The organism is Pseudocitrobacter sp. 2023LY-00077, from assembly GCF_055796175.1.
On the sequence record NZ_JBSPEI010000020.1, the window covers coordinates 22,485 to 48,471 of the forward strand.

Annotated in this window: 27 protein-coding genes; 9 read left to right on the plus strand and 18 right to left on the minus strand. The window is 51.6% G+C overall.

What is annotated here, in order from left to right; genetic code table 11:
* Positions 1-23: 23 nt before the first annotated feature.
* The 9 genes from ompL to yihU form a co-directional block, all read right to left on the minus strand.
* Positions 24-716 carry a porin OmpL gene (gene ompL, locus ACWWFX_RS21065; protein ID WP_473224705.1) on the minus strand — a complete coding sequence of 231 codons (693 nt, stop codon included), beginning with the start codon at positions 714-716 and terminating at the stop codon, positions 24-26.
* 71 nt (positions 717-787) lie between these two features.
* On the minus strand, positions 788-2,161 hold the full coding sequence (locus tag ACWWFX_RS21070) for an MFS transporter (RefSeq protein ID WP_473224706.1): 1,374 nt from the start codon (positions 2,159-2,161) through the stop codon (positions 788-790).
* Between the two features lie 42 nt (positions 2,162-2,203).
* On the minus strand, positions 2,204-3,589 hold the full coding sequence (locus tag ACWWFX_RS21075; RefSeq protein WP_473224731.1) for an MFS transporter: 1,386 nt from the start codon (positions 3,587-3,589) through the stop codon (positions 2,204-2,206).
* Between the two features lie 45 nt (positions 3,590-3,634).
* Positions 3,635-5,671: a sulfoquinovosidase gene (gene yihQ, locus ACWWFX_RS21080; RefSeq protein ID WP_473224707.1), complete on the minus strand. Its 2,037-nt coding sequence runs from the start codon at positions 5,669-5,671 to the stop codon at positions 3,635-3,637.
* 109 nt (positions 5,672-5,780) lie between these two features.
* Positions 5,781-6,656 carry a sulfite exporter TauE/SafE family protein gene (locus tag ACWWFX_RS21085; protein WP_473224708.1) on the minus strand — a complete coding sequence of 292 codons (876 nt, stop codon included), beginning with the start codon at positions 6,654-6,656 and terminating at the stop codon, positions 5,781-5,783.
* A 51-nt stretch (positions 6,657-6,707) separates the two neighbouring features.
* A complete protein-coding gene (locus tag ACWWFX_RS21090) occupies positions 6,708-7,610 on the minus strand; it encodes an aldose-1-epimerase (RefSeq protein ID WP_473224709.1) in 903 nt (300 codons plus the stop codon).
* A 66-nt stretch (positions 7,611-7,676) separates the two neighbouring features.
* Entirely contained in the window at positions 7,677-8,918 is a 1,242-nt protein-coding gene (gene yihS / locus ACWWFX_RS21095; RefSeq protein WP_473224710.1) for a sulfoquinovose isomerase, read from the minus strand.
* 15 nt (positions 8,919-8,933) lie between these two features.
* Complete coding sequence (gene yihT, locus ACWWFX_RS21100; RefSeq protein ID WP_473224711.1) at positions 8,934-9,812, minus strand: sulfofructosephosphate aldolase; 879 nt, start codon at positions 9,810-9,812, stop codon at positions 8,934-8,936.
* Between the two features lie 23 nt (positions 9,813-9,835).
* Complete coding sequence (yihU, locus tag ACWWFX_RS21105; RefSeq protein WP_473224712.1) at positions 9,836-10,732, minus strand: sulfolactaldehyde 3-reductase; 897 nt, start codon at positions 10,730-10,732, stop codon at positions 9,836-9,838.
* 167 nt (positions 10,733-10,899) lie between these two features.
* Between yihU and yihV the strand changes: the two genes are divergently transcribed.
* Positions 10,900-11,796 carry a sulfofructose kinase gene (gene yihV / locus ACWWFX_RS21110; protein WP_473224713.1) on the plus strand — a complete coding sequence of 299 codons (897 nt, stop codon included), beginning with the start codon at positions 10,900-10,902 and terminating at the stop codon, positions 11,794-11,796.
* A 33-nt stretch (positions 11,797-11,829) separates the two neighbouring features.
* Complete coding sequence (locus ACWWFX_RS21115; RefSeq protein ID WP_473224714.1) at positions 11,830-12,627, plus strand: DeoR/GlpR family DNA-binding transcription regulator; 798 nt, start codon at positions 11,830-11,832, stop codon at positions 12,625-12,627.
* Between the two features lie 56 nt (positions 12,628-12,683).
* Here ACWWFX_RS21115 and ACWWFX_RS21120 read toward each other — a convergent pair whose 3' ends face one another.
* Both ACWWFX_RS21120 and ACWWFX_RS21125 read right to left on the minus strand, forming a co-directional pair.
* Positions 12,684-13,049 (minus strand): hypothetical protein, encoded by a 366-nt coding sequence (locus ACWWFX_RS21120; RefSeq protein ID WP_473224715.1) that lies wholly within the window; start codon positions 13,047-13,049, stop codon positions 12,684-12,686.
* Positions 13,050-13,115: 66 nt separating this feature from the next.
* Positions 13,116-13,400, minus strand: a complete 285-nt coding sequence (locus tag ACWWFX_RS21125; protein WP_473224716.1) for a hypothetical protein — start codon at positions 13,398-13,400, stop codon at positions 13,116-13,118.
* A gap of 225 nt (positions 13,401-13,625) precedes the next feature.
* Here ACWWFX_RS21125 and yihX point away from each other — a divergent pair, with 225 nt between their 5' ends.
* The 4 genes from yihX to fabY are packed head-to-tail and all read left to right on the plus strand — an operon-like array spanning position 13,626 to position 16,505.
* Positions 13,626-14,225: a glucose-1-phosphatase gene (gene yihX / locus ACWWFX_RS21130; protein ID WP_276219286.1), complete on the plus strand. Its 600-nt coding sequence runs from the start codon at positions 13,626-13,628 to the stop codon at positions 14,223-14,225.
* On the plus strand, positions 14,219-15,085 hold the full coding sequence (locus tag ACWWFX_RS21135) for a virulence factor BrkB family protein (protein WP_473224717.1): 867 nt from the start codon (positions 14,219-14,221) through the stop codon (positions 15,083-15,085). Before yihX ends, ACWWFX_RS21135 begins: the two co-directional genes overlap by 7 nt.
* Entirely contained in the window at positions 15,082-15,519 is a 438-nt protein-coding gene (gene dtd, locus ACWWFX_RS21140; protein ID WP_149464261.1) for a D-aminoacyl-tRNA deacylase, read from the plus strand. Before ACWWFX_RS21135 ends, dtd begins: the two co-directional genes overlap by 4 nt.
* Before the next feature lie 44 nt (positions 15,520-15,563).
* Positions 15,564-16,505: a fatty acid biosynthesis protein FabY gene (gene fabY, locus ACWWFX_RS21145; RefSeq protein ID WP_231825848.1), complete on the plus strand. Its 942-nt coding sequence runs from the start codon at positions 15,564-15,566 to the stop codon at positions 16,503-16,505.
* A 2-nt stretch (positions 16,506-16,507) separates the two neighbouring features.
* Here fabY and ACWWFX_RS21150 read toward each other — a convergent pair whose 3' ends face one another.
* The 3 genes from ACWWFX_RS21150 to ACWWFX_RS21160 all read right to left on the minus strand — a co-directional run bounded on the left by ACWWFX_RS21150 (position 16,508) and on the right by ACWWFX_RS21160 (position 18,273).
* Complete coding sequence (locus ACWWFX_RS21150) at positions 16,508-16,897, minus strand: helix-turn-helix domain-containing protein (RefSeq protein ID WP_473224732.1); 390 nt, start codon at positions 16,895-16,897, stop codon at positions 16,508-16,510.
* A 59-nt stretch (positions 16,898-16,956) separates the two neighbouring features.
* Positions 16,957-17,268 carry a type II toxin-antitoxin system HigB family toxin gene (locus ACWWFX_RS21155; RefSeq protein ID WP_276219282.1) on the minus strand — a complete coding sequence of 104 codons (312 nt, stop codon included), beginning with the start codon at positions 17,266-17,268 and terminating at the stop codon, positions 16,957-16,959.
* Positions 17,269-17,364: 96 nt separating this feature from the next.
* Entirely contained in the window at positions 17,365-18,273 is a 909-nt protein-coding gene (locus tag ACWWFX_RS21160) for an alpha/beta hydrolase (RefSeq protein WP_473224718.1), read from the minus strand.
* A gap of 229 nt (positions 18,274-18,502) precedes the next feature.
* Here ACWWFX_RS21160 and ACWWFX_RS21165 point away from each other — a divergent pair, with 229 nt between their 5' ends.
* Together ACWWFX_RS21165 and nadS are read left to right on the plus strand one after the other, a co-directional pair.
* Positions 18,503-18,814 carry a type II toxin-antitoxin system RelE/ParE family toxin gene (locus ACWWFX_RS21165; protein WP_276219278.1) on the plus strand — a complete coding sequence of 104 codons (312 nt, stop codon included), beginning with the start codon at positions 18,503-18,505 and terminating at the stop codon, positions 18,812-18,814.
* Positions 18,815-19,105, plus strand: a complete 291-nt coding sequence (gene nadS / locus ACWWFX_RS21170) for a NadS family protein (protein WP_473224719.1) — start codon at positions 18,815-18,817, stop codon at positions 19,103-19,105.
* An 85-nt stretch (positions 19,106-19,190) separates the two neighbouring features.
* On the opposite strand, the gene fdhE is transcribed toward nadS, so the two are convergent.
* The 4 genes from fdhE to fdnG are packed head-to-tail and all read right to left on the minus strand — an operon-like array spanning position 19,191 to position 24,714.
* The gene (gene fdhE / locus ACWWFX_RS21175; RefSeq protein WP_149464255.1) at positions 19,191-20,120 is read right to left on the minus strand and encodes a formate dehydrogenase accessory protein FdhE; all 930 of its coding nucleotides are present in this window, start codon (positions 20,118-20,120) and stop codon (positions 19,191-19,193) included.
* Complete coding sequence (fdoI, locus tag ACWWFX_RS21180; protein ID WP_149464254.1) at positions 20,117-20,752, minus strand: formate dehydrogenase cytochrome b556 subunit; 636 nt, start codon at positions 20,750-20,752, stop codon at positions 20,117-20,119. Before fdoI ends, fdhE begins: the two co-directional genes overlap by 4 nt.
* Entirely contained in the window at positions 20,749-21,651 is a 903-nt protein-coding gene (gene fdxH, locus ACWWFX_RS21185; RefSeq protein ID WP_149464253.1) for a formate dehydrogenase subunit beta, read from the minus strand. The genes fdoI and fdxH overlap by 4 nt, the downstream gene beginning before the upstream one ends.
* A 12-nt stretch (positions 21,652-21,663) precedes the next feature.
* Entirely contained in the window at positions 21,664-24,714 is a 3,051-nt protein-coding gene (gene fdnG / locus ACWWFX_RS21190) for a formate dehydrogenase-N subunit alpha (RefSeq protein ID WP_276219274.1), read from the minus strand.
* Between the two features lie 462 nt (positions 24,715-25,176).
* Between fdnG and fdhD the strand changes: the two genes are divergently transcribed.
* The gene (gene fdhD / locus ACWWFX_RS21195; protein WP_442961886.1) at positions 25,177-25,968 is read left to right on the plus strand and encodes a formate dehydrogenase accessory sulfurtransferase FdhD; all 792 of its coding nucleotides are present in this window, start codon (positions 25,177-25,179) and stop codon (positions 25,966-25,968) included.
* Positions 25,969-25,987: the final 19 nt, after the last annotated feature.

Sequence of the window (25,987 nt, forward strand, 5' to 3'; positions counted from 1 at the left end):
ACGCTGCATCCGGCAGTTGCACATCAGAAGAAATACTTAGCCCCGATACGAATCTGGTTTTGTTCGCGATGATAGGGTTCAACATTACGATCTAACCAACGTAATTCTATATAGGGCAGCCAGTGTTCATTAATGCGGTAGCGAAATGTATTGGTGATTTCCCAGTGGTGATCTTTGCCGTTGCTACTATTAAAGTCGTTTACTCTCATAAAATAATGTGGTTCAAAGGTATAGGAAAACTTATCGGTAATAATAAAATTCCAGTAATTTCCTATTTCGTAAGTGTCATTATTATCAAGTTCACCGTTTAAGTCCGTCGAGCTGTAGTTATTATGATTGTAACGGTTTCTGACGGTGAGGTTGAACCATGGTGTAAATTTATAATTGACGTCAAGATACACCGATCCGCCAGAACCAATACTCTTATCATTAATTAAACCACCAGGTTGAATGGTTAATTTATCTGTTGGTTTAAACAACGGGTACCACCCTTCAATCTCATTGTAACCATGCTTCAGTTCATCATCTCGCTGTAGGTTATAGGTATTAGTGAGCATAATGCCAGCCCCCATATCGAAGTTATAACCTACACGTAGCATAATTTCCTGTTGATCGGAAGCCAGGTTATAGGCCTCACGGTTTTCGACATAGGCTCCGGCAAATGCGGAGGAGGATATAATAGAGGATACCAATATGAGTGAATTTAAGCTTTTCATAATAAATCCATTTTTTAAACGTGAAGAGGCCGCCATCTCTCAGGATGGAAATAGCGGCGGTTTTTATAAGTTTATTTGTGTTGGTTTTTCTTTCGTTGATTCACTTCCTCGATGATTAACGCAAAACGTTTTTCATTGAGCGTGTAAAAGAATCCCATCGTCAGAGCCGCAATGATCGCCAGCGCACAAGGCCAGATAAAAATGAGCTGACGCAAACCCTGTAATGTTGCATCGCTTTGCGCGATGTTGGGAACATAACCGATTTGCGTCAGCATAATGCCTGGCAAGAAGCCAGCAAGTGCGGCAGAAATTTTACGAAAGAAGGTATAACCGGTATAAACAGAACCTTCGGCACGAATACCGGTTTTCCATTCACCGTAATCAACGGTGTCAGGCACCAGTGCCCAGTTCAGGCTGTTTACAAAGGCCGTGCCAAAAAATGCGACACAAGAGAACATGACAAAAGTGAAAGAGTTACTGCCCCAGAAATAATTCAGGATATCACCCATGGCCCACAGCACCATGCCAGCTAAATAAACCTGTTTTTTACCAAAATATTTTACAGTTAGTGGCACCAGTAATACACCGATGAGGATACATCCCATGCTGAAGAATCCCATCCACGATAATAAGTGAATATCGTTCAACACATATTGCGTATAATATACCTGAATCGCCAGTTTGATATTAAATGCCGCCAAGGTACACAAGTTAGCAATACACAAAACCAGCAATGGTGGATTACGGAATATCGCGCAAAATGATTTGAAAATACTGGCCTTATGTCCGGTTGGTGTCGTGTCCACATAATGCTCTTTGACGCCTCTGTAACAAAGCATCATAAAGATAAAGCCGCCAATGGAGAACATCAGTGCCGCGCACGCATAACCGACGGTGGTGTCAGAACAAAGTGACTGCAACGGAATAAATGCCACGGTACAAATCAGTAGCCCTATGGTTGCACCACCCTGGCGGTAAGCCGCGAGCTGCGCGCGCTCATTCGGGTTTTTGGTAATGGCCGGAATCATTGCGCCATACGAGCAGTTCATCAGACTGTATGAAAGTCCAAACATCATAAACAGCGCGGTGGCAATCGTCGTTTTAACCGGCAAACTAAAGGTGGTGGCGATAAACTGGAGCGTTGCAATTAATGCCGCCGGTACCGCTGCGTATAAAATAAATGGCCTGAATTTTCCTTTTGGCCCAATATTTTTTCGCGAGTCGAGTAAAAAACCGGTGAGCATGTCCGTAAACGCGGTAAAGAATTTCGCCACCAGAAAGATAATCCCGCCATAGTAAGCAGGCATCCCTAATTCATCGGTATAAAATTTGAGGAGATACAGTGTACCGATGCAGAGCATTAAATTCGAACCGACGTCACCCATGCCATAGGCGATTTTTTCCCGTAGATTCAGTTTTAATGTCAGTGGATTATGGTCAGACATAATCACTCCTTATAACGCCCCGCAGGGCGCCGTTTATCATTATTACGCCGTGCGTTTACGGGCTTCTATCTCTTCTACAATGCGGACGTACATCTTCTCGTTCAGGCTGTAGAAGCAACCCATCGCCACAATGGTGACTACCGCCAGTGCGCTTGGGTAGATGAAGATCAGCTGGCGTAACCCTTCGATGGTGTGGTCAGCCTGCGCGACGTTCGGCACATAGCCGATTTGCGTCAGCATCCATCCAGGGAAGAAACCTGCCAGCGCCTGAGAAACTTTGCGAAAAAAGGTGAAGCCGGTGTAGACCGTCCCTTCCGAACGCACACCGGTGCGCCACTCGCCGTACTCGACGGTGTCGGAAACCAGCGCCCAGTTCAGGCTGTTTACGAATGCCGAGCCGAAGAATGCCAGGCAGGAGAACGCCACAAAGCTGACCGAGCCGCCGCCGAAGAAATAGTTGAGCAGATCGCCCAGTACCCAAATCAGCAGGCCGCCGATATAGACCTTTTTCTTACCAAAACGTCTGACTGCGCCAGGCATCAGGAACACGCCGATGAAAATACAGCCCATGCTGAAAAATCCCATATACGACAACAGGATGGGATCGTTAAGCACATACTGGGTGTAATAGACCTGAATGGCGAGCTTGACGTTAAACGCCCCTAAGGTGCAGAGATTAGCAATGCACAGAATGAACAGCGGGCGGTTACCGGCAATCGCACGGAATGATTGCAACAGGCCAGGCTTTTGCGCAGGATTGGCAGGCTGGGTTTCGACATAACGCTCTTTCACACCCGAGTAGCAGATCCACATAAACAGCAGGCCGAACAGTGAAAACAGCGTGGCGGCGAAAACGTAGCTCAGTTGTGGGTTACCTTCGATAAGATTCATCACCGGCACGAATCCCACCGTACACAGCAGCAGGCCCAGTGTAGCGCCGCCCTGACGCCATGCCGCCAGCGATGCGCGCTCGTTCGGATTTTTAGTAATGGCAGGCACCATCGCGCCGTAGGAGCAGTTCATCATGCTGAAAAAAAGCCCGTAGAGCATAAACAGGATGGTGGCCATCACCGTTTTACCGGTGACATCGAACGGCGTACCGATAAAGTTGGCGATCGCCAGTAAGGTGACCGGGAATGACGCATACAGAATAAAAGGGCGGAATTTGCCTTTTGGACCGATCTTGCGCCGGGAATCGAGCATGATGCCGGTACCCATATCGGTAAAGGCGGTAAAGAATTTCGAGATCAAAAAGATAATGCCGCCATAGGTGCCAGGCAGCCCCAGTACATCCGTATAAAACTTCAAAAGATAAAGCGTGCCGATATCCAGCAGAATGTTAGAGGCCAGGTCGCCGATACCGTAAGAGAGTTTCTCTTTAAAGGGCAGGCGCAAAGTTGCCGGATCTTCCGTTGTGATGTGACTCATCATCGTTCTCCATTTGCCCGTGAGTCTCCCCACGGGCAATCCTGATTAGATACTTTTTAACGTGGCGAACAGTGCCGCCCATTCGCTATCGGCGCGATAAAAGACCGGTGGTTTGCCGATGGGCGCGTCGACAGTAATTTCTCCGCCGTGGAAGGTTTCTCCGGTCCACGCGTGGACCCAGTTATCCTCTGGCAGATAAAGCGACCAGTCGCTGCGTCCTTGCTCGTGCACCGGAGCGACCAGAATGTCGCGACCTAACAAGTACTGATATTTCAGGGGGTAGGTCAGGGCGTCGTCTTCGTAATGCAGGAACAGTGGGCGCATAACCGGCAGGCCGGACTTTGCATTCAGCGCGACGGCCTCTTTCAGGTAAGGTTTTAGGGTGGTGAAGACGGTGGTCATGCGGGCAAAATGGGCGATAGTTTCCACGTCGCCATCGAACTGCCAGTTATCACCCGGACGGTTGCCTTCGTGAGTGCGCATCATTGGCGTGAAGGCGCTGAAATCACACCAGCGCAGCAACAGTTCTTTGCTGCGTTTCATCTCAAACAGGGTGGTATAACCGCCAATATCACTGTGATGCAGGCCGTGTCCGGTCATTGCCAGTGACAGCGCCGCCGGGACGACAGACGCCAGGCCATCGTCCAGACTCCAGTCCACGTTCTGATCGCCCGCCCACATCATGGTGGAGTATTTCTGGCTACCGGTAGAACCGGCGCGCATAAAGAAGAGGATCTCGCCGAGCTTGCCTGTTTCTTCAAGGGCCTCATAGTTACACTTCGCCCACAGCGCAGGCCAGGCGTTATGCATAATTTCGGCGCTGACGCCGTTATGCAAGTAAGTGTCGGTGGGCAGATACTCGCCGAAGTCAGCCATCCAGCCGCCGCAGCCGAGTTCAATCATGTTCTTTTTGATCACTTCCTTGAACCAGGCGTAGGCTTCAGGATTAGTGAGATCGACAACACCGCCGTAGAACTCACCAAATTCCACCAGATAGTCACCGCCAGAGGCATCTTTTGCCAGATAGCCGCGCTTTGCCGCTTCTTCGCAGAGATCTTTATCGCTGGCAACATACGGGTTGATATAGGTAAGGAACTGCACGCCCTCCTGGTTCCACTGCTTAATACGTGAGTCCAGTTGCGGGTAGTTTTCGCTATTCCACTTCCAGTTCCACATCACGCGTTTGCCGAATGAACTCATACGGATACCAGACCAGTCCTGCGCCCAGATGCCGTTGACCTTCACGCCAGCGTTACGCATGGTGTCCAGCTTTTTCTGACATACGTCAGTCCCGCCCTGAATACCAAGCGTTACTCCGTCATAAACCCAGTCGGGCAGTTCTGGCTGGCGTCCCAGCAGAGCGGTTAATTTTTCCAGCAGGGAGATGTACGTGTCCGCACATTCAAAACGCAGGGTTGCTTTGTCTTCCCACAATGCCAGCTCGTGATATTCCGGCGCGCTGAAGTCGAAGTTCATGTAGCAGCTGTTGTCGACATGACAGTAATACTTTTGCGTGCTAACAAACGTAGGCTGTGGGAAGAAGGTCCAGTAATAGTCGCCGCCCGCGTTTTCTTTGCAGTCGGCCTGCCAGGTGACATAGGTTTGTTTGTTGCGACCAACACCTTGTTCACTGGTCCACAGCGGGAAAGGTTTGCCGCGCAGATCGAAGTATGAAAACTGCTCACCGCAGCCGTAGATATGGTCCTCTGGTTGTGCGGCAAGGCGCAGCCAGATGCGGTTGTGGTTAAGGTCGTCGTTTAGCAGTTTCAGAACTAAACGGCCCTGCTCGTCGGCGGAGATACGCAGCGTGGCGCTAATGTCAGAACCACGGCTGAAATGGATTAACCAGCCATCTGGCGACTGGCTGACGGTGGCATCGGTAAGCGCAATTTTTTCCTGCAGTTTATCTTTGATACTGAAATTGCCGCGGAACATATCTATATCCGCTATACCTGAGCCAATCCATAAGCAAGGATTATTTTTGCTATGCGATAAAATCAGACGTTGTTGAAAACGTAGCGTAAAACTGTCGCGGCTCTGGTTAAATTGAAAATTTAATAACTGTTGGCGTGGCGTATCCATAAATAATCTCCATAGAGTATAAAGGTAATATTCATGCCATCCTGTTATTACAGGTCGAATTGATTAAAAGCGACGGCACGAGTATGAAATTAATCCTCGTGCGATTTTTTTATTTACTTTCTTCAGCCCGGCGTATTGCCGCCACTTTTTTACCAAATGCCAGTTGCAGTATAACTAACAAGGTAAACGGAGGCAGAAGTGCAGCCGCTGCTGGAATCCCAAGTGCGCCTTTTATTAACATTGATCCAGAGGCAATCAATAATAAAAAGACCATAACGCGGAACACTTTGACCGAAATGCGCTTATGAACATATTGCCCAATCAGTGAACCGAGGATCATGGTAGGGACACAAAACAGCACCAGTTTAAAGATAGAGACAGTCAAAATTCCGCTGGTTGCCAGCCCGCCGATTACCGCAATGTTGTTTGCGGTGAAGAAAGCGTTCAGTGTGCCGCGAAATGCCGCCGGGCCCAAGTTACGCAACATACCGTAGATGACCATCGGTGGCCCGTTAGTTGAGAATGCCGCACCCAAAGCGCCTGCCACGGCCCCGATGGGGGCGGCAATCCAGTTGCGGTCATAAATCGGCAGGCGAGGAATAAACATGCTGTAGAAGGAGTAGAGGATAAGGAATCCGCCTAAGCCCACTTTCATAAAGTGGTCGGGCAAATACGATAGGGCATATAAACCGACGGGTATTCCCAGAAACGAGAAAATAATCAGTACTATTGCCGATCGCCAGTCCGTTTCTTTGCGCGACAGCCAGGTGGCATACAAAGCGGTCGCGGTACCGACAATTACCGAGAGTGGCGTCGCCATTTTCACGGGCAGCATTAACGTGACGAGCGGCATTGTGGTTAAACCGCCGCCAAATCCCGCGCATATTCCCACAAAGGTATAAAGAAACATTAACGCGATAACGATACATACCACGTTTGTTTCCAGCATGACCCCATCGGGCGTAAATAAAGTAAAAAAGTCCATAATATTTCCTGTTGTGTTTATACAACCTGACAACGATATATTCCTGTGAAATTAATGGCGCAGCCCAAGAATATTATAAAACAGGCAGTGCGTTTTTCCTGGTTCTAGTAATAATAAGTTGATGCCGGAATTAAAAGCATTGGGTGGGCAACTCATTGGTTCTACCGCTAATCCCTGACGCTGTAATTTTTCACCGCTATATACTTGCACCCAGGGTTGATCGGAACGCAGCTTGACTGAAAGTGCCTGATGCGGGTGGGTGATAGACATTTCCCACGGGTTATTAACGGTTTTAAACGTATGGTCGATTCGCGTGTCCGCGATTTTTTTCGCCTGCATGAAATTTAAATCCAGTTCATCAACGTCATGCAATGTTGTCGGATTGCCATACTCATCGACAGCATAAGCCTGGTTTACCGGAAGCTGTAACACACATTCATCGACGGGCATTAAATTGCAGGTTAAATAGGGATGGACACCCGCACCATAAGGAGCTGACTGGCTTCCTGTATTCTGGCTGGTGATTTCAACGACAAGGCCGTTTTGTGCATTAAGCGAATAAACGACTTGCGAAGCCAGCATAAACGGATAGCCGTAACTGGGCGGCAGAAAAGCCGTCAGTGTGACGCTGGTGGGAGTCTGTTTACTGACTTGCCAGTCACGCCAGGCAAGCAGGCCATGTATTGCAGCTTGTGAAGTGTGTTCATTGATCGGTAACTGATACTCACGTCCTTGATGCTGATAACAGCCGTTTGCAATTCGGTTAGGCCACGGAATAAGAACTTTACCCAGATGTGCCAGCGGCATCTCTTCGGGTTTATGTGGAATAACTAAATGGCAGCCCTGAAAGGTTAATTCTGCCAAACCTGCACCGACGGTCACGATGGTGGCGTGATAATCCCCCGCGGTAAGTGAAACGGTTTGTCCACTGCAATGCATTTTGGTGATTTGCATACGAGGTACCTATATTGGATAACGACATATCCGGCGTGCAGTCTGATATGTCGTTTTATCCGTCAGTTATTTCGCGTTAACGTCCAGCAGGCCCGCGGCAACAGCCGGTGCCAGACCAGGGGCTAACGGGATACGCGGGATCACCAGGCAATGCAGTAGATGGTAAATATCCTGCTTACCGTCCCAGACTTTGGTAGTGACCTTATTGTCCGCGTCCAGCTCCTGCCACCATGAACCATTTTCGTAGTCCATCAGGTACTTGATGCAGTAGTCCCACCATGTTTGATACCAGGTTTCATACTGGCGATCGCCGGTGACGGTATAGAGCGCGTAAGCCGTACCCATCGCTTCGACGATAGGCCAACGTACACGTTCGCGGACAACCGGTTTACCTTCCCAGTCAACGGTATAGACAATCCCATCTGCGCCGTCTGGTGCCCAGGCATCGCGCACGGTGGAATTGAACAGACCTTTGGCATCCTCTAGCAGCCAGGCTGGTGGCTGTTCACAACGGGCTTCCAGTGCTGCGTGGATGTGCAGCATCAAGCGGCCCCATTCAATCCAGTGGCCAGGAGTACCGCCGAAGGCGCGGAAGCGGTGGGCAGGGTTATCTTTGTTGTAATCCGGCAGCGGATTCCACTGGGTATCGAAGTGCTCGTTAACGCGGTAATGATTATTTCTGGCGACGTCGTGGATAATGACGGAAGCCACCCGAATTGCGCGATCCAGCCATTTTTTGTCGTGGGTGACGTCATACACAATCAGGAAGGCTTCCACCGCGTGCATATTGGCATTGCCGCCGCGGTACTCTTCGGTTTTGCTGAAGGCTTCGTCCCAGGACTCAAGGCACATCTGCTCTTCTTCGCTCCAGAAATATTTCTCGATGATTTCGATGGTGTAATCGAGCAGTTTACGGGCTTCCGGGTGACCTGTTGTGACGGCGCTGGCGGCACCCAGCAGGGCAAAGAAGTGTTGATAACCTTGTTTGGAGGCATCTACCACGCCCTCGTCATTCACGCAGGCATACCAGCCGCCATATTTTTTATCGCGCAATGCGCCGTTCATTGCTTTGATGCCGTGATCAACCAGCGAGTAAGCGCCAGGACGGCCCATCGCCGCAGCTACGGAATAAACGTGCAACATACGGGCGGTGATCCACAGATGGGTACCCATCTCTTCCTTGATTTGCCCTTTATTGCCTAACCAGCCAAAGCCAGTCGGCACTACGGCATTTTTACCAAAATCAAAGATGCGATCGGTTTCCTGTTCCAGCCAACGGTTGTGACTTAATGTGTTAAACCATTTCATTTCTGTATCCTCATCTTAACGGCGCTTAGCCATCATTTCGTCGACGATATCGCCAAGTTGTTGTAATTTTGGTGCGCAAACGTCACGCAGCATCAGCTCGTTGTCTGGTAAACCGACGACCGATGCCCAGACAGCACGACCTGCCAGGAAGCCCGATGCGCCCGCAGTCATTGCCACGCGCACGGCACGCGGGAACAGTTTTTCGTCGACACCGGAAGAGAGGATCACCCACGGCATATTGATATGGTCATTCAGACGTTGTGAAGCACTGAGAAGCTCTTGTTGCGGACCTTTGCCGTAAAGCGGCATTTCAACTTTGTAGAGGTCAGCGCCACTGTCGCCCAGCTCTTTGGCGGCATCGATGATCGCTTGTTCGCGATCGAATTTATCGCCACGACGCGGTGGGCGGACGACTGGCTCAATGATGCTTACCAGACCGTGTGAGTGGCACAGTTCGTTGAACTCTTTCACCATATCCAGGCGTTGCTGCGCATCTTCATCACTACGCCACAGCACCAGCAGTTTTAAGGCTTTGCCACCGTCTTGTTTAATTTGTAGCGGGTTGATTTTGCGGTCAATGACCACGCTATCTACCGGAATACCGTTGCCAGGAATGAACTCATCGGCGGCGACAATCATGGCGCAACTTTTGGCTATTGCGTTTTGTTCAACCACCTGGCGGTAGCAGAATTGTTGATCCACCAGGATCGCGGAGGCGTAAGGTGAAAGGGTCTTCGCGGCGTTAACTTTGAAATCAGTTAAAACGCTGTCGGCCACCGGAGATGTCGCGCCCGCTGAGGCAAACATCATGCGCATGGCTTCACGCTGATCGACCGCCAGCATGGCAAAACCGCCCGATGCGCGCGTAATGTCATTGATGGTGTACTTATTCATTTATTTATTCCTTTATCCAGTCGTTACATTTTTACGTTGGCGGTCAATCCGGCGCTGACACGAACCTGCTCCAGAATGGCAGACCAGTCCTGACGGCCTCGACCTGCCGCGCGCGCCTGGCTATAAATCTCCCGTGAAGCGGCGCCCAGCGGCATCGGCACATGCAACTGGTTGGCAACATCAAGGGCGATACCGAGATCCTTATGGGCGAGATCGATCATGAACGCGGGCGAAAGATCCCCGCTGAGAACTTTATTTGGCCAGCTGGTGGTGAAGTGGCCTTTACCAGCGGCAGTGCCACTCATAACCTTGACGGCAATATCGAAGGGAAGATTCAGGGCTTCGCACAAAACGGCAGCTTCGGCTGACAGGGCATTGAGCGCGATGCTCATATAGTTGTTGATCAGTTTGACGCGGATACCCATCCCCGGACCGCCCGCGTTAACCAGTTCGCTCCCCATTGCCAGCAGGACCGGCGTGGCGCGTTCAACTTGTTCAGCGGTACCGCCAGCCAGCAGCAGCAGGGTGCCGGTAATGGCATTTGCGGAAGTACGGCCTACTGGCACATCCATCATGCTGAAACCAGAGGCCTGCATATCAGCAATCAATTTATCGGTTTGCAGCGGGTGGATGGTCGACATATCAATGACCAGCGCATCGGAAGATAAGTTTTCGCAAACGCCGTTTTCACCGAATAACACGCTGCGTACAAGATCACCATTCGGCAACATGGTGATGATAAATTCGGCATCTTTAGCGGCCTGCGCCGGGTTGGCTGCGGATGTCGCCCCTTTGTCTACCAAATGCTGCACGGCTTCTGCGTTCACATCGAACACGCGAAGTTGGTGCCCTTGCTGTATTAAATTGCTCGCCATTGGCGAACCCATTTGTCCTAAGCCGATAAACGCGATTGCTGCCATACCTTTCTCCTGAATACTGAGGTGTCATTTTTTGTCATTTATGACACATCATGATTGTCTGTTTTTGATCGTATTTGTAATTTATGGTCAAAAAATTGACAGCCGTCACTTTTTAAACAATTGGTGAAATTAAAATGAACGCATCCCAAAATGCTTAAGGAATGACCATGATTCGTGTTGCTTGTGTAGGTATTACCGTGATGGATCGTATCTATTACGTGGAAGGGTTACCGACGGAGAGCGGTAAATACGTGGCGAGAAATTACACGGAAGTTGGTGGTGGGCCAGCGGCGACGGCAGCGGTTGCGGCGGCAAGGCTGGGGGCGCAGGTCGATTTTATTGGTCGCGTGGGTGATGACGATACGGGCAGCAGCTTGTTGGCAGAGCTGGAATCCTGGGGCGTAAACACTCGCTATACCAAGCGGTATCACCAGGCGAAATCTTCGCAATCTGCGATCATGGTAGATGCCAAAGGTGAGCGGATAATCATTAACTATCCCAGCCCGGACCTGCTGCCTGGCGCAGAGTGGTTGGAAGAAATTGATTTCTCTCAATGGGATGTGGTGTTAGCTGATGTTCGTTGGCACGACGGGGCGAAAAAAGCCTTTACCCTGGCGCGGCAGGCGGGCGTGATGACTGTGCTGGATGGTGATATTACGCCGCAGGATATCGGCGAATTAGTGGCTTTAAGCGATCACGCGGCTTTTTCAGAACCGGGACTGGCACGCTTAACGGGCATGAAAGAGATGGCCAGTGCGTTAAAACAGGCGCAAACGCTCACAAATGGTCATGTTTATGTTACTCAGGGTAGTGCCGGCTGCAACTGGCTGGAAAACGGAGGGAGCCAATATCAGCCGGCATTCACAGTTGATGTGGTAGATACCACCGGTGCGGGCGATGTTTTTCACGGCGCACTGGCGGTGGCACTGGCAACCGGTGGGGATATAGCGACGTCGGTCCGCTTTGCCAGCGGTGTTGCGGCGCTAAAATGCACGCGTCCCGGAGGGCGGGCAGGAATCCCCGACTGTGATCAAACACGGTCTTTTTTGTCACTTTTTGTATAAAATGCGCGGGTGATGGTTTTTCGAGGAATTTTCATGAGTCTGACCGAATTAACCGGTAACCCGCGGCACGACCAACTTCTTATGCTGATTGCTGAACGTGGGTATATGAATATCGATGAGCTGGCTAATTTGCTGGATGTCTCTACGCAGACGGTTCGCCGTGACATTCGTAAACTGAGCGATCAGGGGCTGATTACGCGTCATCATGGTGGCGCAGGAAGAGCCTCCAGCGTTGTCAACACGGCCTTTGAACAGCGTGAGGTATCGCAAACAGAGGAAAAAAAAGCCATCGCTGAGGCGGTGGCAGATTATATTCCTGATGGCTCGACGATTTTTATCACCATTGGTACCACGGTTGAGCACATCGCCCGGGCACTGCTCAATCATAATCATCTGCGAATTATCACCAATAGTTTGCGCGTAGCGCATATTCTTTATCACAACCCGCGTTTTGAAGTGATGGTACCAGGCGGAACGCTGCGTTCGCATAACAGCGGTATCATCGGACCCTCGGCTGCGTCTTTTGTCGCTAATTTTCGCGCTGATTATCTCATTACGAGTGTTGGTGCTATTGAAAGGGATGGCACGTTGTTGGAGTTTGATGTCAATGAGGCCAGTGTGGTGAAAACGATGATGGCGCATTCCAGAAGTATTCTTCTGGCTGCCGATCATACGAAATATCATGCCTCCGCCGCTGTAGAAATTGGTAACGTTGCTCAGGTAACGGCATTGTTTTCTGATGAAATCCCCCCGGGAACACTGAAAACTAAATTACAGGAAAACCAGGTAGAGATTATTTTGTCTCCCGAAGAGGGGGTATCGGCCAAATAAATGAGTTTAAGAGACAGGGTCGACAGTAAGGATGTGTAGCCTTCTGCCGACCGCTTTTATGCTTTTTTCCTGATACCTTTCAAAAACTCAGAGACTGGCTCGGTGTTTTCCACGTTTTCTTCTGCTTTCTCGATTTTACTGAGTTCATCTAAAAGATATTTTTTCTGTTCTGCCTGAACAAATCTGCTTAGCAAATCGCGAACCATAGGCTGGTAGCCTACTTCATATCGAGTGGCGATATCTTTGAGATCGCGGATGAGTGCTTTTGGCAGGCGGATGGATATTGCCTGTAGTCCCAGTTGGTCGTCGATTTCCGCTGCGGTTTTATCCGATACAATGCCCACATGCTCCTGGGAGGCACCCAATTCGCGGTTGTCCCATTTTTCGGCATCGGCCTGGATAATTGTGCGTTTCTCTTTCATGGTGATCTCCTTAAATGTCTTTACAGCCTGGTGACTGAAACCACCTGTGTTCTGTTGTCATTGCTATCAGTAACCATATCGTTGGTAGATTTCTATCTCTTTGATATTTGGTTCATACGCTGTTTTAAGTATGGGGCCATCTGGATCTGAGATAAAACAGACTTTTACCTTTCGTCCTTTGTTTGTTTCAGCGATAAACCACAGCGTTGGCGGTATAGTTTGATGATCCTCGCGCCTGTCGTAGAGATAGTTGCCGTCACGGTTAAGAAAACACTCCTCAATTTCTTTGCTGGAGAGATCGTGCTTTTGTCCGATTTTTGCCACTATTGAATCATGAATACGCAGTTCCATAAGTGCAGGCTACCTCCCTGGTAACAACATGAGGCACTATCAAAATTGTATATACATCTTTGATGTGAGGCAAAAAATAAAATTCACCAAAATCAATGTATTATTTATTTTTGTTTTTTCTGTATATACAGAAGGGGGCGTGTAACACATTTCTCACCTCTCTCCATAGTCAAACCCCGCCTTTCCCGCTACAGTTAATTTTCCACGGCGAGAAAGGAGGCGAAAATGCTCTATATCTTTGATTTAGGTAATGTGATTGTCGATATCGACTTCAACCGTGTGTTCGGGACGTGGAGCGATCTTACCCGTGTGCCGCTGGCCACGCTCAAGCAGAGTTTCACCATGGGCGAAGCCTTCCATCAGCATGAGCGCGGTGAAATTACTGACGAAGCTTTTGCGCAGGCGATTTGTCATGAGATGGATTTACCGCTGAGCTATGAGCAGTTCTCTCACGGCTGGCAGGCGATATTTGTTTCGCTGCGCCCGGAGGTGATTGAGATCATGCATAAACTGCGCGAGCAGGGTCATCGTGTGGTGGTGCTCTCTAATACCAACCGCCTGCACACCACCTTTTGGCCGGATGAATACCCGGAAATTCACGCCGCGGCGGACCATGTTTATCTGTCGCAAGAGATGGGGATGCGTAAACCGGAAGCGCGTATCTACCAGCGTGTGCTTGAAGCAGAAGGTTTTTCTGCCGCCGATACGGTCTTTTTTGATGATAATGCCGATAATATAGAGGGAGCCAATCAATTGGGGATCACCTCTATCCTGGTAACGGGGAAGGAGACGATACCTCGCTACTTTACGAAGCAGTTATGTTAAAAACCGTTCATCAAAAAACGATTCATCATACCCGGCCACTGGTGGCGTGGGGAAAGCTCCTCTGGTGGCGCATCGATGAAGATAATATGACGACGCTGGCCGGGAATCTGGCCTACGTGTCGTTGCTCTCGCTGGTACCGCTGGTGGCCGTGGTTTTTGCGCTGTTCGCCGCTTTTCCGATGTTTTCTGAGGTCAGCGTTCAGATTCGCCACTTTATCTTCGCCAACTTTATTCCGGCGACCGGTGACGTTATTCAGCGCTACATTGAGCAGTTTGTCGCCAATTCCAACCGTATGACGGCAGTTGGCGCCTGCGGGCTTATCGTCACGGCGCTGCTGTTGATGTACTCCATCGATAGCGCGCTGAATACCATCTGGCGCAGCAAGCGCGTTCGGCCAAAAGTCTACTCGTTTGCGATTTACTGGATGATCCTTACGCTTGGGCCGTTGCTGGCGGGTGCCAGCCTGGCGATTAGCTCATACCTGCTATCGCTGCGTTGGGCGAGTGAGTTTAATAGCGCGGTGGATAACGCACTACGCATCTTCCCGCTGCTGCTGTCGTGGATCTCGTTCTGGCTGCTCTATAGCGTGGTGCCGACGACGCGTGTGCCGAACCGCGATGCGATTATCGGCGCGCTGGTGGCGGCATTGCTTTACGAGCTTGGTAAGAAAGCTTTTGCGTTATATATCACAGCGTTCCCGTCCTATCAGTTGATTTACGGTGTGCTCGCCGTCGTGCCTATCCTGTTTGTCTGGGTCTACTGGACCTGGTGTATCGTCTTGCTTGGGGCAGAAATAACTGTCACTCTCGGGGAATACCGAAAACTTAAAACAGAACAACAAGAAGCAGAACAACCATGATTGCATTGATTCAACGCGTAACCCGGGCCAGCGTCACCGTGGCGGATGAAGTGACGGGCGAAATTGGGCCGGGACTTCTGGTGTTATTAGGTGTCGAAAAGGATGACGACGAACAAAAAGCCAACCGCCTGTGCGAGCGCGTGCTGGGTTATCGCATATTCAGTGATGCGGAAGGCAAGATGAATCTCAACGTGCAGCAGGCGGGGGGGAGCGTGCTGGTGGTGTCGCAGTTTACGCTGGCGGCGGATACCGAGCGCGGCATGCGTCCGAGTTTCTCTAAAGGCGCAGAGCCGCAGAGAGCAGAAGCGCTGTATGACTATTTTGTTGAACGTTGTCGCCAGCAAGAGATGAACACCCACACCGGGCGATTCGCTGCCGATATGCAGGTTTCGCTGGTCAATGATGGCCCCGTTACGTTCTGGTTGCAGGTATGAACCAACTTCCAGTGAGGTTACGGGCGACAAAAGAGAGTGCTGCTATGTATCACCTTCGAGTGCCGCAAACGGAAGAAGAGTTAGACCGCTACTACCAGTTTCGTTGGGAAATGCTGCGTAAACCCCTTCATCAGCCGAAAGGCTCTGAGCGTGATGCCTGGGATGCGATGGCACACCATCAAATGGTGGTTGATGAAGAGGGCAATCTGGTCGCGATTGGGCGGCTCTACATCAACGCCGATTTTGAAGCCTCGATTCGTTTTATGGCGGTGCATCCGTCCGTGCAGGATAAAGGCCTTGGTACGCTGATGGCGATGACGCTGGAGTCCGTCGCGCGTCAGGAAGGCGTGAAGCGCGTAACCTGTAGCGCGCGCGAAGATGCGGTCGAGTTTTTTGCCAAGCTCGGATTCGTAAATCAGGGTGAAATCACCACGCCCACCACCACGCCCATTCGCCATTTTCTGATGATCAAACCGGTAGCCTCGCTGGATGACATTCTGCATCGCGGCGACTGGTGCGGGCAGCTTCAGCAGGCCTGGTATGAGCATATCCCGCTCAGTGAAAAAATGGGCGTACGCATTCAGCAGTATACCGGGCAGAAATTTATCACCACCATGCCTGAAACGGGCAATCAAAATCCGCACCATACGCTGTTTGCCGGCAGCCTGTTTTCCCTGGCGACGCTCACCGGTTGGGGGCTCATCTGGCTGATGCTGCGCGAACGCCACCTGGGTGGCACTATCATCCTTGCCGATGCGCATATTCGTTACAGTCATCCCATCAGCGGCAAGCCGCAGGCGGTGGCCGATCTCGGCTCACTGAGCGGCGATCTGGACCGGTTAGCGCGAGGGCGCAAAGCGCGCGTGCAGCTGCTGGTTGAGTTGTCTGGTGATGACAACCTTGGCGCCGTATTTGAAGGGACTTTCATTGTGCTTCCCGCGAAGCCGTTTGGCGCGTACGAGGAAGGGGGGAATGAGGAGGAGTAGCCTCAATCGATAAAAGTTTCGGCAGGGAGGTTAAAACGTTCTGAAAGGGCTTTGATATGTCGAACGGTTAGCGATCTGCGGCCATTGAGGATGTTGCTGATATTGGATTTTGAACCCAGCTCATTGGCTAAATCAGCGGGTTTAAGCCCATTTTGATCCATCAGCGTGCGTAGCATCGCAACGCCGGTAGGCGTATCGTTCAGCACATTATTGAGATGTGAAAATTCAGGAGCATGCTGTTCATACTCATGGATTTTTGACGAGAGTAGCTCAAATAAAGGGTTGTCTATCTGGTCTCGATCAACAAGAAATTCAATGAGTTCCAGTGCCTTAAGGTATTCTCTCTCATTACTCGTCTTTCCCATTAAGGGAATGGACTGCAATGCCAGCATAAAGGCATTCACTAACTCCTCGGCATGTCCATTATTCAGCACCTGAGTATGCCTCATCTTCATTCTTTATGACCTCGATAGAAGTGATTCAATCTTTCATATTCCAGATGGGTGACAATATGCTTTACGAAAAGCTTCTGGAGCCTGAAATCGATGTAGGCGATGAGCCTCAGATGATTACCGGCGATATCGATGACCCACCATTTGTTTCTGTATTTAAAGTTATCCAGTGAAGTGAGCTGCTCTCGCATTTCGAGCGGTGTATTGAAGCTTCTCTTTTCGAGCACACTTAATAAGTCTGCTATCGCTTGAGCGCAATGCGGAAAATTCTCTATCGCTTCATTGAAAGGCTTTCGGCTGATAACGTGCATGCTTCAGTTTCCCTACCGAAGTTTTCAACCTGAAAACAGTGTAACGCGAAATACGATGTTTTCAAGTTGAAAACAGATTGAAGTCTGTATCCGGAATTACCTCCCCACCCGGTACGCCACATCCCTCACTGCATCTCTTGCCGCGAGGCTGATTCCACCTAACTGAAAGAAGCCATGAATCACCCCAAGATACTGCTGGCAAGTACACGCCACGCCTTGTTCCGTCATTCGCTGATACAGTGCCTTACCTTCATCGCATAACGGGTCAAATTCTGCGGTGATGATATGCACGGACGGCAGGCCGCTGAAATCATCTCGCCACAGCGGGCTGGCCTCCGGATGGCGTCGATCGACGCCCGGTAAATAGATTTCATATCCGCTCAGCAACGTGTCGCGGGTAATGATGTAATCCTTTCCGTTGCGGACATAGCTTTCGAAATGAGCAGTCGCATCCACCATGGGGTAAATCAGGATAAGTTGTTTGGGTTGCCAGGAACCGGCTGCTTTGAGCCTCAGCGCTGTGACCAGCGCCAGATGCCCGCCAGCACTATCGCCAGCCAGAGTAATGTGATCTTTATCTACGCCAAATAGCTCGGCATGTTGCCACACCAGTTCCGCTCCCCGTTGGGCATCATCATGCGCGGCAGGAAAGGTGTGTTCAGGCGCTAATCGATACTGCACCGCAATTACCCGGCACCCGCCATACACCGCCAGCTGACGCAGCTGATTATCATGCGTAGCAAAGCTGCCGCTGATAAAACAGCCACCGTGGTAGTAGATAACCGTCGGAAGATGCGCCGGGCTTTGTAGTGGTGAATAGACGCGAAACGTCATCTCTTCCAGCTCAATAGTCTGGATAGAGACGAATGACTCCGTTTCACCCGCCAGGACCGTACTGGCGAGATAGCCCGCCCTCCGGTCATCAATACTCTGCTGTCGTGGAGAGGGGCGGCCTGCGGCAATAAACGCTTCAACCTGCTCAGCGATACCTTTTTCCAGCACCATGTTGAAATCCTTTTTGCTGTATGAATGTACAGTTTTATACGCTGGCTTTTGACGGATAGGAAGAGGGGGAAGGCAATAAGTATGAATTTTGGAAAGCGGCTCGCAGAAGGGAAATTGAGAGCGCGAGAATGTGGTTTTGCTGATTTTAGGGCGGTAGGCAATTCAATGAATAATGTACGTCAATGGCGTACATAAGATGGTTGTCACTCTAAGCCAATGGCGTATTATTATGATCTTCATCGAAACGGATTTTTTTACTGAAGATGTTCAAAAGCTACTGAATGACGATGAATACGGTCGTCTCCAGATTTTTCTCACATTGAATCCTCTTAATGGAGACGTCATTCCAGAAACGGGCGGTTTGCGGAAAATTCGGTGGGTAGCAGAGGGAACGGGAAAGCGGGGCGGCGTGCGCGTTATTTATTACTATCGCGCTTCGGAGAGTGAGATCCGACTCCTTCTAATCTATAAAAAGGGAATTAAAGATGATCTTACCGCCCAGGAAAAGGCGATGCTGCGAATGTTAAATGCGAGGTGGTAGATGGAGAAAGCGCTGTTCGAGCGGTTAGCCCAAAGCATGGCTCAGATGAATGAGATTGTTGCTGGTGAGCGTAAACCTTCCAGGGTTTTTCACATTGATGCGCTTAAAATTAAAGAGATTCGTCATGCATCTGGTTTATCTCAATCTAAGTTTGCTGAACTGATATCCGTCAGTGTGGATACTTTGCGTAACTGGGAACAAGGTCGCCGTTCACCTACCGGGCCTGCGAAAGCATTGCTGCGTGCAATTGCTAACGATCCACAGCATGTTATTCAGGCGTTGAGTCGTTAAGGAAGTGAAAGATATGGCAAGCAGAAAAAAGAGGGGCATCTGAGCTCTAAATCGGGCGACTTGCGCCGCCCGATAATACAAAAGCTTACTCCCCTTCTCCCGGGAACAGGAACGGGTTAATAGAGCTGCGGGCGAACCCTTCTTGCTCCATACGCGCATCCAGCACCAGTGAGGCGAGGTCGTCGGCAACGGCTTCTACTTTCGGGTCTTTTTCCTGATACAGAATCTTCAGGTAAGTGCCGCAGTCGCCGCAGCTTTCCGCTTTGATAGCGGCCTGCTCGTTATCAAGAGACCAATAGTGCAAATCGCGGCTCTGCTCGCAGTTGCTGCATTTCACGCGCACCACGTGCCACTCGGTTTCACACAGGTTGCAGTGCAGATAACGCAGGCCCTGCGTCGTACCAATTTGCACCATGCTGGAAACTGGCATTGAGCCACACACCGGGCAGTACTGGCGCTGTTCGCCATATTCTGCGCGGGCTTTGCCAGGGATCAGGCTGGCCATTTGCGCCCAGTAGAGCGACAAGGCTGCCCAGATGAACGGCGCTTTATCGCTGCTCACTGACGCAAAGTCTGACGCAAACAGCGCGCTGGCCATCTGCTCCAGTTCCTGCTCAGACGCTTTTTCCAGATTCTCGATAACCGCTAACGCCGGCCCGGTCATTTCTGGTTTCAGCTCGGCAATCATCGAGTGCAGCAGGGTATGCCAGTGCTTATCGCGCGGCAGAACGTGAATATCCAGCGGCGGTTTGCCCTGGTCGTTCGCTTCTTTGATGCGCGCGGTAAGGTCCATCTGTAACGGATGGTCGTACAGCACCACTTCCTGCGCGTGGGCAATCAGCGCGGCGAAGCGCAGGTAATCACCCAGCGGATTGTTCTCGGCCAGCTCGCGCAGACGATCGGCGCGGCGGTTGTAGAGGTTCTTGAGTCTGGGGAACAATAACGGCGGAATGTACTCCGCCGTGCGTTTCTCGCTCGAACCCAGCTCATCTTGCGGGATTATGCGAATACTCATTCAGATGACTTTTCCTGTTTCTGGCGGACTTCACGGTACCAGCGCGGGTGATGTTTCTTCGCCCACGTACTGGTAACCCATCCTTCCACCATCGCGGTAATGGTGCCTTTCACCCAAAGGGCGGCGTAGATATGCACCATGATAACCACAATTAACGCTACTGCGGCAAATGAATGCAGCATTAACGCAAATCGGATCACCGGGATTGAGAAAGCAGGCGCAAAGTACGGACGCCAGATAATCACACCGCTTACCAGCAGCAGGACCAGGAAGATAATCGCCGCCCAGAATACGCATTTCTGGCCGAAGTTATAACGCCCGGTGTCACCCACTTCCTCGTTGACGACGATCTTACGAATATTCTTCGCCCAAAAGATATCATCCCGATTGATTAGATTGTGGTGCCAGTAACGGAAAAACATGATGATAAACGAGGCAAACATGATGACGCCCACAAACGGGTGCAGAATGCGCGCCAGTTGCGGTGTCCCCATAATTTGCATCAGCCAGTTGAAGGAGGGGAAAAAGAACCCCAGCCCGCTCACCGCCGCCAGGATGAAGCAGAAGGCGGTAACCCAGTGGTTGATACGTTCCGGCGCGGTGTAGCGCACGATGGTGTCACGTCGTTTCATTTGCGCACCTCGTCTTTCTCTTCATGCAGATTGTCTTCTTCCTCTTCCGCACGGTTCGGGCCGACACCGACGTAGTGGAAGATGCTCGCTGCAAACGTTGCGGCAAAACCGACCGCCGCCAGTGGTTTCCAGATACCTTTCCAGAATTTCACCGTGGCGCTGATTTCCGGGTTCTCCGGCAGGCCGTGGTACAGATTCGGCTTGTCGGCGTGGTGCAGCACGTACATCACGTGTGTACCGCCAACGCCTGCTGGATCGTACAGCCCGGCGTTTTCGTAACCACGGGTATTCAGCTCGGCGACGCGCTCGCCCGCCAGCGCTTTCATATCCTCTTTAGAGCCAAAGTGGATAGCGCCGGTTGGGCAGGTTTTCACGCAGGCCGGTTCCTGCCCGACGTTTACGCGGTCAACGCACAGCGTACATTTGTAGACGCGGTTGTCTTCCGGGTTCAGTCGCGGCACGTTGAACGGGCAACCCGCGATGCAGTAGCCGCAGCCGATGCACTGCTCAGACTGGAAATCGACGATGCCGTTGGCATACTGAATAATCGCCCCTTCCGCCGGGCACGCCTTCAGGCAGCCCGGATCCGCACAGTGCATACAGCCGTCTTTGCGGATAAGCCATTCCAGTTTGTCGTTTTGCTCCACTTCCGAGAAACGCATCACCGTCCAGGATTTGGCGGTCAGATCCGCCGGGTTGTCGTACACCCCGACGTTGCTGCCGATCTCATCACGGATGTCGTTCCACTCCGAACACGCCACCTGACAGGCTTTACAGCCGATACAGGTGGTCACGTCGATAAGCTTCGCCACTTCCTGCTGGTGGTCCCGCGCCTGAGGCGCGGGGGTGAAACCGTTAGTCGCGGAACGACGGATGATGTCTTGAGATTGATAAGCCATAGGTCGTCTCCGTTACACCTTTTCCACGTTTACGAGGAAGGACTTAAACTCCGGCGTCTGCGTGTTCGCATCACCGACGAATGGCGTTAACGTGTTGGCAATAAAGCCTTTCTTCGCAACACCTTCGTAGCCCCAGTGGATTGGAATACCGATGGTATCGATATCTTTCCCGTCCGCTTTCAGCGTGCGAATACGTTTGGTCACCACCGCCTTGGCCTTGATGTAGCCACGGTTGGAGGAAACCTTCACGGTATCGCCATGGGCGATGCCGAGTTTATTCGCCAGCTTCTCGCCAATCTCCACGAACTGTTCCGGCTGGGCGATGGCATTAAGCAGCGCATGCTTGGTCCAGTAGTGGAAGTGCTCGGTCAGACGATAGGTGGTGCCCACATACGGGAACTTATCGGCTTTACCCAGCGCTTCTGCATCGCCTTTAAAGATACGGGCGGCAGGGTTGGAGATAACGTTCGGGTGCAGCGGGTTGGTCCCCAGCGGCGTCTCAAACGGCTCGTAGTGTTCCGGGAACGGACCTTCCGCCATCTTATCGAGGGCAAACAGGCGACCCATCCCTTCCGGCTGCATGATGAACGGCCCAACGTTGCTGCCAGGTGCGGCGGCACTGTAGTCAGGAATATCCATCCCGCCCCATTTCGCGCCATCCCATTTCAGGATCTGACGTTTTGGATCCCACGGATTACCCTGCGGGTCAGCAGAGGCACGGTTATACAGAATGCGGCGGTTGAGCGGCCACGCCCATGCCCAGCCGAGCGTATTACCGAGGCCTGACGGATCGGCGTTATCGCGACGCGCCATCTGGTTGCCTTCCGGCGTCCAGCTTCCGGCGAAGATCCAGCAACCGCTTGAGGTGGTGCCATCATCGCGCAGATGGGCGAATGTACTGAGTAACTGGCCTTTTTTCACCAGCACTGCACCGGTTGCCGGGTCGATAATATCGGCCAGCGCTTTCCCGTTGCTTTCCATCGCCACTTCTTCGGACTTCGGTTCATGAGGCGTGGAGTAGTTCCACGTCATGCTCAGCACCTGTTCCGGGTTCGCGCCGCCCTGTTCGGCATACATCTTGCGCAGACGCAGGAAGATACCGGCAAGGATTTCGCCATCGGTGATGGATTCGCCCGGGCCGTCCGCGCCTTTCCAGTGCCACTGCAACCAGCGGCCAGAGTTGACGATCGAGCCGTTCTCTTCCGCGAAGCAGGTAGAGGGCAGACGGAACACTTCGGTCTGAATCTTCGAGGGATCGACATCGTTCGACTCACCGTGGTTCTGCCAGAAGGTAGAGGTCTCGGTATTGAGCGGATCGATGGTCACCAGGAACTTCAGTTTCGACAGTGATGCGACCACTTTGTTTTTGTTCGGGAACGACGCCACCGGGTTGAAGCCCTGGCAGATATAGCCGTTCACCAGACCCTGGTTCATCATCTCGAAATATTGCAGAACGTCGTAGCCTTTGTCCCACTTAGGCAGCAGGTCGAAGCCCCAGTCGTTCTCTTTCGTAGCTTTGTCGCCAAAGAAGGCTTTCATCATCGAGACGAAGAATTTCGGGTAATTGCCCCAGTAGTTCACCTGGCCTTCCAGCAGCGGTTTAGGCGTGTTGGCGGCAAGGTAGGTTTGCAGGTCGGTTTGTTTCTCGCTTGGCAGCGTCATGTAGCCCGGCAGGCTTTGTGACAGCAGGCCAAGGTCGGTCAGACCCTGAATGTTGGAGTGACCGCGCAGGGCGTTCACGCCACCGCCCGCCATCCCCATGTTGCCGAGCAGCAACTGGATCATCGCCATGGTGCGGATGTTCTGCGCGCCAATGGAGTGCTGCGTCCAGCCGAGGGCATACAGGAACGACGCGGTTTTATCATGCGCGCTGGTTTCTGCGATGTACTCGCAGACTTTCAGGAAGTCGGCTTTCGGCGTACCGCAGATATTTTCGACAACATCAGGCGTGTAGCGGGAAACGTGCGTTTTCAGCAGATTCCAGACACAGCGCGGATGTTGCAGGGTGGTATCGCGTTTGGCAAAGCCGTTTTCATCCAGCTCGTAGTTCCAGCTGGTTTTATCGTACTTGCGTTTGTCCGCGTCATAGCCGGTGAACAGGCCATCTTCAAAGCCAAAATCTTCACGCACGATCAGGCTGGCGTTGGTATAGGCTTCGGTGTATTCGCGGTTGAATTTTTCGTTGTTCAGCAGGTACAGCATAACGCCCGACAGGAACGTAATGTCAGTACCGGAACGGATCGGCGCATAGAAGTCGGCCACCGACGCCGTACGCGTGAAACGAGGATCGATCACAATCAGCTTCGCGCCGTTGTGAATTTTCGCTTCCATCGCCCAGCGGAACCCTACAGGGTGAGCTTCAGCGGCATTACCGCCCATCACCACGATCAGGTTGGCGTTCTTGATGTCGACCCAGTGGTTGGTCATCGCACCGCGACCAAATGTTGGAGCAAGACTTGCTACCGTTGGTCCGTGTCAGACACGCGCCTGGTTGTCGACCGCGAGCATACCCAGCGCGCGGGAGAATTTCTGTGTTAAATAGCCGGTTTCATTGCTCGACGCGGATGCACACAGCATCCCGGTGGAGAGCCAGCGGTTAACGGTCACGCCTTCGGCGTTCTGTGCAACGTAGTTGGCGTCGCGGTCTTCTTTCATCAGTTTCGCGATGCGGTCAAATGCCTCATCCCAGCTGATTTTCTGCCATTTATCGGAGCCAGGCGCGCGATATTCCGGGAATTTCAGGCGGCTTTCGGAGTGGATGAAATCCACCAGACCAGCGCCTTTCGGACAGAGCGCACCACGGTTTACCGGATGGTCCGGATCGCCTTCGATATGGAAAATGGACGCTTTAGCGTTTTTTGCGCCATCGCCGAGGCTGTACATCAACAGCCCACAGCCGACGGAACAATATGTGCAGGTGTTACGGGTTTCACGGGTGCGCAGCAGCTTATATTGCCGCGTTTCCGCCAGTGCAACGCTGGGGGCAAATCCCAGCGCTGCTGCCGTGGTGCCTGCCATACCGCCAGCGCAGATCTTAAAGAACTGCCTTCTGCTGACCTGCATGGTTCGCTCCTTGTTTCGACATTGTCATTGCTTGTAATTTTTCTTCGCCGCGTGCGCCGCAAAGATGCTGAATAGTTAGCGTCCTCAGTTCCTGGAGGACGTTGAATCAGAATACCACAATTTCGGTAGGCTTGTTCCAATGCGGTTAACGGCGGGTGAACAGAATTTGCGCGCATTAACATTGAATTGTGATAATGATCGCATTTGAAGCGAATTACGCGCAAAAAATACCATGTGTTTAACGTGGTTAACCCATTGGTGGTAATTATCTTTTCATCGGTTTTTTGATACGAAAGGATGAGTGAAACTGAAGATTGAGTGTTATTGCACCAGAAACTTGATCCATAATAAGCCCTGATTCCCTCCGGATGTGATGGAATAGACGCCTCTCCTTTTCCGTCGTTGTTCAGAGTATTTGCCGTGTTTAATTTTAAAGATGAAGTCAAACCATCGTCGCAACTTATCGGTGCCGTCGAGCGTTCTGTCTTCAGAAGGCCACAGATTATGCAACCTACTCAGGATATTCTTGCTGAAGAAATTCCCGTTGCGTTGGTCTACAACGGCATCTCTCACGTCGTGATGATGGCGACGCCGAAAGATCTGGAAGCGTTTGCCATTGGTTTTTCGCTTTCAGAAGGCATTATTGAGCACCCACGGGAAATTTTTGGAATCGAAGTCACGCAGGCCTGCAACGGTCTGGAAGTACAAATCGATCTCTCCAGTCGCCGGTTTATGGGCCTTAAGGAACGACGTCGCGCACTGGCCGGGCGTACCGGCTGCGGTGTCTGCGGCGTTGAGCAGCTCAACGACATCGGCAAACCCATCAAGCCGCTGCCATTTACCCAAACGTTTGACCTTTCACATCTCGATCACGCGCTCAAACATTTAAATGATGTGCAGCCCGTAGGCCGCGAAACCGGTTGTACGCACGCGGCGGCGTGGGTTATGCCGTCGGGCGAGCTGGTGGGCGGGCATGAAGATGTGGGGCGTCACGTGGCGCTCGATAAACTACTAGGCCATCGTGCGAAAGAGGGCGACCTTTGGCAGCACGGCGCCGCGCTGGTTTCCAGCCGCGCCAGCTATGAGATGGTGCAGAAATCCGCCATGTGCGGCGTCGAGATCCTGTTTGCTGTCTCTGCTGCGACGACGCTTGCCGTGGAAGTGGCCGAACGCTGTAACCTGACGCTGGTGGGTTTTTGCAAACCGGGCAGAGCAACGATTTACACGCATCCGCAGCGATTAACGGGCGAATAGTTTTTAATCAAAAATTTTG